The sequence below is a fragment of the Novacetimonas hansenii JCM 7643 genome (genome assembly GCF_000964405.1).
In the GTDB taxonomy this organism is placed as follows: Bacteria; Pseudomonadota; Alphaproteobacteria; order Acetobacterales; family Acetobacteraceae; genus Novacetimonas; species Novacetimonas hansenii.
On sequence record NZ_BANE01000320.1, the window covers coordinates 1 to 1,413 of the forward strand.

Sequence of the window (1,413 nt, forward strand, 5' to 3'; positions counted from 1 at the left end):
TCTTCTGAAGCTTTTTGGAAAAAGCTTCACCAAAAACCCTTTATAATTTCAGGATGTTATTGAGCCTGACTTTTTAAACAGCCTCTGAAGGAAGCTGTGCGGGGGCGGCCAGTGCCCCCCCCGTCATGATTGTTATTCTGAACGGTAACGCCCCAACCAGTGGGCATAGGGTTCAGGCAGTACATGGGCCGCGTCGGGCCGCCCCAGCGCCCGTGCGGCAGCATAGGGCCAGTGCGGGTTTTCAAGGAATGGCCGTCCCATCATCACAAGGTCCAGCGATTCATCGTGGATCAGGCCGTTGGCCTGGTCAGGCTTGCTGATGTACCAGCTTGTGGCTACGGGCAGGCCGCTTTCGTGGCGCACACGTGCGGCGATGGGGGCCATGAAGGCCGGACCCCAGGGAATCTTGGCCGTAGGTGTGGAAAAGCCGATGCTGACATCCAGGAAATCCAGCCCCAGCGTGCGGAAGTGACGCGCCAGCGTGATCGCATCCTCCAGCGTTTCCGTATCGCGGCCGTCGAATTCGATCATACCCAGACGTGCGCTCAGCGGCCTGTCCTCAGGCCAGACAGCGCGGACATCGCTCAGGGTTTCCAGCAGGAAACGCGCCCGGTTTTCAAGGCTGCCGCCATACAGGTCGGTGCGCTGGTTGGAATAGGGGGAGAGGAAACTCTGTCCCAGATATCCGTGCGCGAAATGCAGCATCAACCATTCGAACCCTGCGTCACGGGCGCGAATGGCACTGGCGACGAAATCCTGCCGCACGCGGGTAATGTCCTCCGGCGTCATGGCGCGCGGTACCTTGGGCAGGTTGGCGCCGAATGCGATGGCGGACGGTGCGATGGTTTCCCATCCACGCGGGTCATCGGGGGCGATATGGTCATCACCTTCCCACGGGCGGTTCGCGCTGGCCTTGCGCCCGGCATGGGCAATCTGGATGCCAGGCATCGCGCCTGCATCACGGATGGCACGGGCGATGGGGCGCAGGGCATCGGCCTGGGCATCGTTCCACAGCCCCAGACACCCCGGCGTGATGCGTCCTTCGGGGGAGACGGCGGTCGCCTCCACCACTACCAGCGCGCTGCCCCCACGGGCGAGCGAGGCATAATGAACATTATGCCAGTCCCCCGCGACACCATCCACGGCAAGATACTGGCACATCGGGGAAACGGCGATGCGGTTGCGCAACGTGCGCCCCTTGAGGGTATAGGGCGTAAAGAGGTCAGGCATCCGGTCCTCTGGCGTATGGGAAAACAACAGAACACCATCCTGCCGCCGATGAGGGCACGATGCAATCAAAGCCATCCATCCGCCACGCATAACTGCGTATCCGGGATTGGCAGGTCATATATTTTCTGGAATGCACCGTGAAATGGCGCGAGTGACGGGGCTCGAACCCGCGACCTCCGGCGT

General features: G+C 61.6%; 1 protein-coding gene. It reads right to left on the reverse strand.

Annotated elements, in window-relative coordinates; all coding sequences use genetic code 11:
- Window positions 1–132 precede the first annotated feature (132 nt).
- Entirely contained in the window at window positions 133–1,230 is a 1,098-nt protein-coding gene (locus B7G66_RS15955; RefSeq protein ID WP_003617314.1) for an NADH:flavin oxidoreductase/NADH oxidase, read from the reverse strand.
- Window positions 1,231–1,413: the final 183 nt, after the last annotated feature.

Excerpts from the sequence above, each read along its gene's own strand:
- B7G66_RS15955 (WP_003617314.1), bottom strand. The coding sequence starts at position 1,230 with ATGCCTGACCTCTTTACGCCCTATACCCTCAAGGGGCGCACGTTGCGC.